The sequence below is a fragment of the Algibacter sp. L4_22 genome, from assembly GCF_023473045.1.
Lineage (GTDB): Bacteria > Bacteroidota > Bacteroidia > Flavobacteriales > Flavobacteriaceae > Algibacter.
The window spans coordinates 748,214-755,938 of record NZ_JAMCOK010000002.1 but is presented as its reverse complement, the minus strand read 5'-3'; the positions used below and the strand labels follow the sequence as shown (position 1 = coordinate 755,938).

Sequence of the window (7,725 nt, the reverse complement as noted above, 5' to 3'; positions counted from 1 at the left end):
ATTCAAATGAAAAAAATATTAGTATATCTGCTTCTTATGGTTATGGCAAATGCTTATAGTCAAGAACTTAATTTACCTGTTTTTACACAACATTTAGCAGAAAATGATTTTGTAATATCTCCAACCTATGCTGGAATTGGTGATAACTTGAGAATTAGAGCCAACGGTTTAACGCAGTGGGTAGGTATAAAAGATGCACCAGATAATCAATCTATTTATGCCGATTTTAGAATAGCCGATCGCTCTGGTGTAGGTGTTTCATTTTACAATGATAGAAACGGCTATACTATTCAAACTGGTGCTAAATTTTCATTTGCACATCACCTTATTTTAGATTATTATTCTAAGCAATATTTGTCTTTTGGTATTTCTTTAAATCTGAATACTTTTAGAATAGATATTGATCAATTTAACACAACTATTGAGAACCCATCTTTAGATCCCTTTATTACCGATAATAGAAAAACATCAAATCAGAATTTCGATGTTGGTGCGTTATATAGAAATCACGGCTTCTTTTTAAGTTTTAATGCTAATAATGTTCTAGCCAAAGAGCTTGAAGATTTTAGAGAACTAGAACCTAATTTACTTTTAAACTATCAAATATATTCGGGATACACTTTTAGTGGGCCTAAGAAAAGTGGTTTAGAATTTGAGCCTTCCATTTTTTATCAAATGTTTGCAAGTGATAAACGTTCGGCAACCGATATCAACTTAAAAATGCGTAAATTTAGTAGAAACGAAGATTACTATTGGGCAGGAATTTCTTATCGTTTTCTGAATGACCAGTTAATGAAACCATTAAACATTGGACCTATGGCGGGTTTTAAAAAATCGCAATTCTATTTTGGGTATTCTTATCAAATTACAATGAATGGCTTATCATCTTATAACTCAGGAACGCATGTAATAACTGTTGGGTTCGACTTCTTACAAGGTATTAGTAATTGCCCTTGTACGCAAAGTGCTGTGCATAAGTAATGCTTAAATTATTGCATTTAAAATAAAATGTTACATTACTTTTGCAACTTCAAAAAGTAATATTTTTTTAAATGGAATTACGAGTAAAACAGCGCATTGCTTTAAGCGTTTACTTTTTTTTATCTGGGATTTGTTTTGCAACTTGGGCATCACGAATTCCAACTATAAAAACTTTTTTTAATTTAAATGAAGCGGAACTAGGTACCATACTTATTGCTATGCCAGTAAGTTCCTTGATTGGTTTGCCTATTTCTGGCTGGCTAGTTTCTAAATTCGATAGTCGTATTCCATTAATATTTGCCTTTGTTTGTTTTTCAATATCATTGGCTATGATTGGTTTTGCAACCACCACATTAGGATTGATTTTGTCAATTTCTAGTTTTGCTTTTTGCCTACGAATTTTGAATATTTCGATTAACACACAATCCATTACCTTACAGAAAAAATTTGAAAAGCGGGTAGTAGGAGCTTTTCACGGACTTTGGAGCACAGGTGGCTTGTTTGGTGTGTTATATTCAACTATCATGGTTAAGTTTAAAGTGCCTATCCATATTCATTTATTAAGTATAGCCATTTTTGCAATATTTGTAGCTTTGGCAACCTATAGGTATACTTTAAAAAATGATAAAGCACCTTCTGGAAATAAATTAATAGTAAGCAAGCCCGATCCTTACATTATGTGTTTAGGGTTAATTGTGTTTTTTGCAGCCATTTGCGAAGGTGGTATGTTCGATTGGAGCGGTGTCTATTTTAAAGAAGTTTTAAAAGAAGATGTTTTTACGTATGGCTATTTAATGTTTATGACTACTATGGCGTTGTCTCGTTTCTTCTCAGATAAATTAGTGACAAGAATAGGTGTTTTAAAAACGTATATTTTAAGTAGTTCTTTAGTTGTTATTGGGATATCTATGGCAGTACTATTTCCTAAGTTTTGGACCGCATTATTTGGGTTCTTTTTAGTTGGTTTTGGTACGGCTGCCTTTTTTCCTGTAACGATGTCTTTAGCAGGAAACTCTAAAAAGTATTCGCCAGGTATGGCTATTTCAATTATAACGACTTACGCTATTATAGGTATGCTTATTGGGCCACCGCTAATAGGTTATCTGGCACATGCTTTTGGATTAAGAAATGCCTTTATACTTTTCATTGTTGTTGGTTTATCATTTATTCCTGTAGCTTTTGGTCTTTTTAAATTTGAAGAAAAAGAAGCTTAAAACTGTTTATAAAAAAAAGTCAAAAAGAGATTTAACCATCTTTTTGACTTTCTAAGGAATAAACTATTAAGTTTTTATTTTTCCATTACCTCTACTTCAAATAATTTATCCCAGTGCTTACCTGTAACAAATATGGTTTTAGTTTTTGGATTGTAAGCAATGCCGTTTAAAACATCTAAACCTTCGTGTTGGGTTACTAGTTTCTTTAATGGAGAAAAGTCGATTACACCTATTACTGCACCGTTTTTTGGGTTAATAATAGCTACACCATCTTTTTGGTAACGGTTAGCGAAAATGTTATCATCAATCCATTCCATTTCATTAATACCAATAATTTTACCTTTATTGGTAAACACTTGTATGTAGCCTTCTTCAACTAAAGTTTCAGGATTTAATAACCATATTTTTTCGGTACCATCGCTTTTATAAATCGATTTCTCATTATGTGTTAAACCCCAACCTTCTTTACTATTAGCGTATTTAAAGCTGTCTAATTTTTCGAATGTATTTACATCGTAAACAAAACCAGTTCCTTTTTGCCAAGTTAATTGATAAATTTTATCATTTAAAACTGTTAATCCTTCACCAAAAAACTCATCGGCTAAATTGATGTTTTTAAGAATTTCGCCTGTTTTATAGTCTACTTTTCTAAGTTTAGATTCTTTATTTTGGCCAGTGCTTTCATATAATGTATCATTATAAAACTCTAAACCTTGTGTATAAGATGTAATATCGTGTGGGTATTCGTTTAAAATTTTATAGGTGAATATTTTTGGTGATTCATCATTCAAAATAGTAACGGAAGTATTTATACTTTGTTTCTCACCATTATAATAAACTGTAGCTTCAATAGTTTGTTTACCTAATTTAAAATTGCTTAAAGCTGTATTATTTTCAATTCGCTTACCGTTTAAAGTATAGGAAACAGAATCAATTTTATGACTTTTTTTATTTTCTAAAGAAAGTTTTAAGGTCTTATTTACTGAAATATTCCCTTTTTCAGCGTTCGTTATAACGTTGAAATCATTTTTTTTTAGTCCGTTATTAGATCCGCAAGCAATAATTAGTGTGCTTAAAAATATGATTATTAAGTGTTTGAATGTTTTCATTTCGAGCTTTAAATTTTAAGCAAGATATTTATTTAAAATCAGTTAAAAAAAATATTGTGAATTTTTTAAAAGGTTGTATATTTGCACCCGGCAAGTCCTACACAACTAGCTCCTGTTGAATCCTCCAGGGCGGGAACGCAGCAAAGGTAAATGGTCGTAGCAGTGTGATGTAGGTAGCTTGCCTTTTTTTTTACAATAAACTGAAATCTTGAAAGCTTAGGCTTATCGAGATTTTTTAGTTTTATATTGTATCTTCTTTATAAAACAATTTTAATAATTTAAGTGGTATATTAAAATTCATTATTAATTTTACATTTTTAATTTTCATACAAAAAGCATGTCTAAAGTTGTATTAATCACAGGAGGTTCTTCGGGAATAGGTAAATCTATTGGCGAGTTTTTAAAAACTAACGGATTTATTGTTTACGGAACCAGTAGAAATCCGGAGAAATACAAGGATAGTAAATTTCCTATTTTAGCTTTAGATGTAAAGGATAATCAAACTATTGAAGAAACAGTTGCTACAATAATTGCAAATGAAGGCAAGTTAGATGTGGTAATTAATAACGCTGGCGCGGGAATTACAGGTCCAATTGAAGAAATTCCAGATGTTGAAATCAAGAATAATTTCGATACTAATTTTTTCGGACCTATTAATGTAATAAAAGCCGTTTTGCCCCAAATGCGCGTACAAAATTCGGGTTTAATTATTAATGTAACATCTATTGCTGGTTATATGGGGTTACCGTATCGTGGTGTTTATAGTGCAAGTAAAGGCGCCTTAGAATTGATAACAGAAGCGTTTAGAATGGAGTTGAAAGATTTCAATATTAAAATGACTAATGTAGCACCTGGCGATTTTGCAACCAATATTGCTGCAGGACGCTATCATGCACCATTACTAGAAAATTCACCTTACAAAAAACCTTACGGTGAAACTTTAAGTTTAATGGACTCTCATGTTGATGGAGGAAGTGATCCTAATGAAATGGCAAAGGCTGTTTTTAGTATAATAAACTCCAAAAACCCTAAAATACATTATAAAGTTGGTGCGTTTATGCAGAAGTTTTCAATTGTCTTAAAACGAATTCTTCCAGATGCGGTCTATGAAAAAATGCTTATGAATCACTATAAGCTTTAGGCTAAATTATTTTTTGAGTAGGCCAAGAAGTTGATCTTCAAACTTGCTATAAAAAATATTAGTATTGCCGTTAGATATCGTTTTGTTTTTATTTATTATGAAGGTTTTAGTTACTGGATGAATAGCTAAAGCTTCCGATGCTAATTTTGGCGATTTAAAAAAGTATTCGTTTCCACTAACAAAGCCATTAGATTGTAATAGGCGTCTTGCTTTATTTACATTATAATTATCAATATTGATACTTATAAAAGTTACTTCTGGATATTTTGCTTTTAAACTTTTTAGTTTATGATGGCTGGTTTTAAAATGATCGTAATACATATTAGACCAAAACGTAATTACCGTTGGTCCTTTTACTATGTCACTAAGTTCTTGAGAGTTGTTTCTGTAATCTACAATATCAAGAGGCGGTAGCTTATTTCCTTTATCTAATTTACTAACAGCCTCGGCATAATTAATAATCATTTGTTTGCCTTTCTCATTTTCTGTTTTGGCTAAATAATTTTTAAGAATGGTATTTGTTTCTTTCGTATCATGACTTAACGAAAGAAATTTAACGGTGTAATGATAAAGTAATTCTTCTTTTAAACTTTTATCAGAAATTAAACTATCTATTTGTTTAAGTCGATCTAAGTTAAAACAAAGCGAACGACCTCTTTTAAAATCAAATTTATTACAATGTGCTAAGTGTTCGTTTAAAGCCAAATTACTTATGTTCGATTTTAAAAACCATTTATAAGTAACAAAGTCTCTTAATTTAGAATTATTGTAATCAATATCTTTTCTATAGGCATAAAAATCTTTAGGAAGCGTTTTATATATTTTTTCAATTTCAGTTCTATTGCTTCTAAAAGGATAAGTTTCTTTACTAGCGTAGTAGGAAAAATTGATATGTTCTAAAATTAAATTCTCAAAAGTTTTACTAACATCATTTTTCTTTTTAAATTTTTTAAATTTAGCAAGTTGTGCTTGTTTTATCGAGTCTAATTTAGCAGTAAACTTTTCTGGATCGAGTGCTTTAAATCTTCTAACGGCTTGTTCTGTCTTTTTGTTTTCTAAAAACTCATTTAACAAAAAGTTATTTTGTTTTGCACCACGGCCAGTGTAAACTAAAGATTCATCAAAATCGAATGTGTTTAATCTAAAAAGTAAACTGTCGTTAGGTTCAAGAATTATCATTTGATATTCACTACCATGTTTAAAAGTGTATAAACCTGGGTGCAAATTATTAATTTTATATATAAACCTATTTCTACCGTCAAGTTTTATAGTGTCAATAATTTTATTCCTACTTTCTAAAATAATGGTATTTTCAATAGGATTTACAATTTCCCCTCCAATATATGCAAAGCCATCACTCAGGTCGTGAGCGTTATTTTTACAGCCTGATATTAAAAGTGTAATTGATAATATTGAAAATAATATTCTCATATAAAGTCTTGGTTTTTGCAAAGTATCTACAGAACAAAAATATGCCTTGTTTTCATAATCTGCTGTTAATGCGTTGTTAAATGTTATTTAGACTAATAATGGATTAAAGCTTTAACACTGCAAAAATTAGAGCTTCTAAGTTTCTTCTTACCAATGTATTTTTTTACTTTTGCAAAAAAAAATAAACAACCTTTTATGTTATCAGTTTCAAATCTTTCTGTTCAATTCGGAAAACGTATTCTATTTGATGAAGTAAGCACGACCTTTAATAATGGCAATTGCTATGGAATCATTGGTGCAAATGGATCTGGGAAATCTACATTTTTAAAGATTATCTCAGGTAAAATGGAGCCAACTTCTGGACATGTTTCCTTAGAGGCAGGTAAGCGTATGTCGGTTTTAGAGCAAAACCACAACCTTTATGATGAGAGTACGGTTTTAGAAACTATTTTAATGGGTAATAAACCATTATTTGATATTAAAACTGAAATTGATGCACTTTATGCTGATTATACAGACGAAAATGCTGAGAAAATAGGAGAACTTCAGGTTAGGTTTGAAGAAATGGATGGTTGGAATGCTGATAGTAATGCTGCTTCTATGTTATCTAACTTGGGTATTAAGGAAGAATTTCATTATACTTTAATGGCCGATTTGGATGGTAAACAAAAAGTGCGTGTATTATTAGCACAAGCTTTATTTGGAAATCCAGATGTACTAATTATGGATGAGCCTACCAATGATTTGGATTACGAAACAATTTCTTGGTTAGAAAACTTTTTGGCCAATTATGATAATTGTGTAATTGTTGTATCGCATGATAGACACTTTTTAGATGCCGTTTGTACGCATATTTCTGATATTGATTTCGGAAAAATTAACCATTATTCTGGTAACTATACTTTCTGGTACGAGTCGTCTCAATTAGCAGCTCGCCAACATGCACAACAAAACAAAAAGGCTGAAGAGAAAAAGAAAGAGTTAGAAGAATTTATTCGTCGTTTTTCTGCAAATGTTGCAAAAAGTAAACAAGCAACAAGTAGAAAAAAGATGATTGAAAAATTAAATATTGGAGATATTAGACGTACTAGTCGTCGTTATCCAGCTATTATTTTTGATCGTGATAGAGAAGCAGGCGATCAAATTTTAAATATAGAAGGTTTAACAACTTCACTTGAAGGCGAAATGCTTTTTAAAAATATTGATTTAAACTTGGCAAAAGGAGATAAAGTGGTTGTGTTTTCTAGAGATTCTAGAGCAACAACGGCATTTTATCAAATTATAAATAATAATGAAAAAGCTGATTCTGGTGAGTTTGCTTGGGGTGTAACAACTACACAATCTTATTTACCTCTTGATAATAGTGAGTTTTTTGAAAATGATTTAAGTTTAGTAGATTGGCTACGTCAATGGGCTACAACCGAAGAAGAACGTGAAGAAGTACATATTCGTGGTTTTTTAGGTAAAATGATTTTTAGTGGAGAAGAAGCGCTTAAAAAATCGAATGTACTTTCGGGAGGAGAAAAAGTGCGTTGTATGCTTAGTAGAATGATGATGGTGCGTGCAAATGTGCTAATGCTTGATGAGCCAACAAATCATTTAGATCTGGAAAGTATTACAGCTTTTAACAATTCGCTTAAAAACTTTAAAGGTACTATGTTGTTTACAACACACGATCATGAGTTTGCGCAAACTGTTGGTAATAGAGTAGTGGAGTTAACTCCAAACGGTGTTATAGATCGTTACACTACTTTTGATGAATATATGCAAGACAAAAAAATAAAGGAATTACGTGATAAAATGTACACCGTAAAAGCTTAATATATTGCTTTAAATTAACTAAAGTATT

At 30.8% G+C, this 7,725-nt stretch carries 6 protein-coding genes and 1 other RNA gene; 5 read left to right on the top strand and 2 right to left on the bottom strand.

Going from position 1 to position 7,725, the window contains the following annotated elements:
* Window positions 1-6: 6 nt before the first annotated feature.
* Together M4I23_RS07935 and M4I23_RS07930 are read left to right on the top strand one after the other, a co-directional pair.
* The gene (locus M4I23_RS07935) at window positions 7-981 is read left to right on the top strand and encodes a type IX secretion system membrane protein PorP/SprF (protein ID WP_249754031.1); all 975 of its coding nucleotides are present in this window, start codon (window positions 7-9) and stop codon (window positions 979-981) included.
* 71 nt (window positions 982-1,052) lie between these two features.
* Window positions 1,053-2,195, top strand: a complete 1,143-nt coding sequence (locus M4I23_RS07930; protein WP_158849026.1) for an MFS transporter — start codon at window positions 1,053-1,055, stop codon at window positions 2,193-2,195.
* 74 nt (window positions 2,196-2,269) lie between these two features.
* On the opposite strand, the gene M4I23_RS07925 is transcribed toward M4I23_RS07930, so the two are convergent.
* Entirely contained in the window at window positions 2,270-3,304 is a 1,035-nt protein-coding gene (locus tag M4I23_RS07925; RefSeq protein ID WP_158849028.1) for a glutaminyl-peptide cyclotransferase, read from the bottom strand.
* Between the two features lie 88 nt (window positions 3,305-3,392).
* On the opposite strand from M4I23_RS07925, the gene ffs reads away from it, so the two are divergent.
* Both ffs and M4I23_RS07915 read left to right on the top strand, forming a co-directional pair.
* An RNA gene (ffs, locus tag M4I23_RS07920) (signal recognition particle sRNA small type) lies at window positions 3,393-3,491 on the top strand.
* Between the two features lie 150 nt (window positions 3,492-3,641).
* Window positions 3,642-4,445 (top strand): SDR family oxidoreductase, encoded by an 804-nt coding sequence (locus M4I23_RS07915; protein ID WP_249754030.1) that lies wholly within the window; start codon window positions 3,642-3,644, stop codon window positions 4,443-4,445.
* Window positions 4,446-4,451: 6 nt separating this feature from the next.
* Here the strand turns inward: M4I23_RS07915 and M4I23_RS07910 are convergent, their stop codons facing one another.
* Window positions 4,452-5,876 (bottom strand): hypothetical protein, encoded by a 1,425-nt coding sequence (locus M4I23_RS07910; RefSeq protein ID WP_158849032.1) that lies wholly within the window; start codon window positions 5,874-5,876, stop codon window positions 4,452-4,454.
* Between the two features lie 195 nt (window positions 5,877-6,071).
* Between M4I23_RS07910 and M4I23_RS07905 the strand changes: the two genes are divergently transcribed.
* Window positions 6,072-7,697, top strand: a complete 1,626-nt coding sequence (locus tag M4I23_RS07905) for an ABC-F family ATP-binding cassette domain-containing protein (RefSeq protein ID WP_249754029.1) — start codon at window positions 6,072-6,074, stop codon at window positions 7,695-7,697.
* Window positions 7,698-7,725 lie beyond the last annotated feature (28 nt).

Coding starts and splice junctions, on each gene's coding strand:
- M4I23_RS07935 (WP_249754031.1), top strand. CDS start 7: ATGAAAAAAATATTAGTATATCTGCTTCTTATGGTTATGGCAAATGCT.
- M4I23_RS07930 (WP_158849026.1), top strand. CDS start 1,053: ATGGAATTACGAGTAAAACAGCGCATTGCTTTAAGCGTTTACTTTTTT.
- M4I23_RS07925 (WP_158849028.1), bottom strand. CDS start 3,304: ATGAAAACATTCAAACACTTAATAATCATATTTTTAAGCACACTAATT.
- M4I23_RS07915 (WP_249754030.1), top strand. CDS start 3,642: ATGTCTAAAGTTGTATTAATCACAGGAGGTTCTTCGGGAATAGGTAAA.
- M4I23_RS07910 (WP_158849032.1), bottom strand. CDS start 5,876: ATGAGAATATTATTTTCAATATTATCAATTACACTTTTAATATCAGGC.
- M4I23_RS07905 (WP_249754029.1), top strand. CDS start 6,072: ATGTTATCAGTTTCAAATCTTTCTGTTCAATTCGGAAAACGTATTCTA.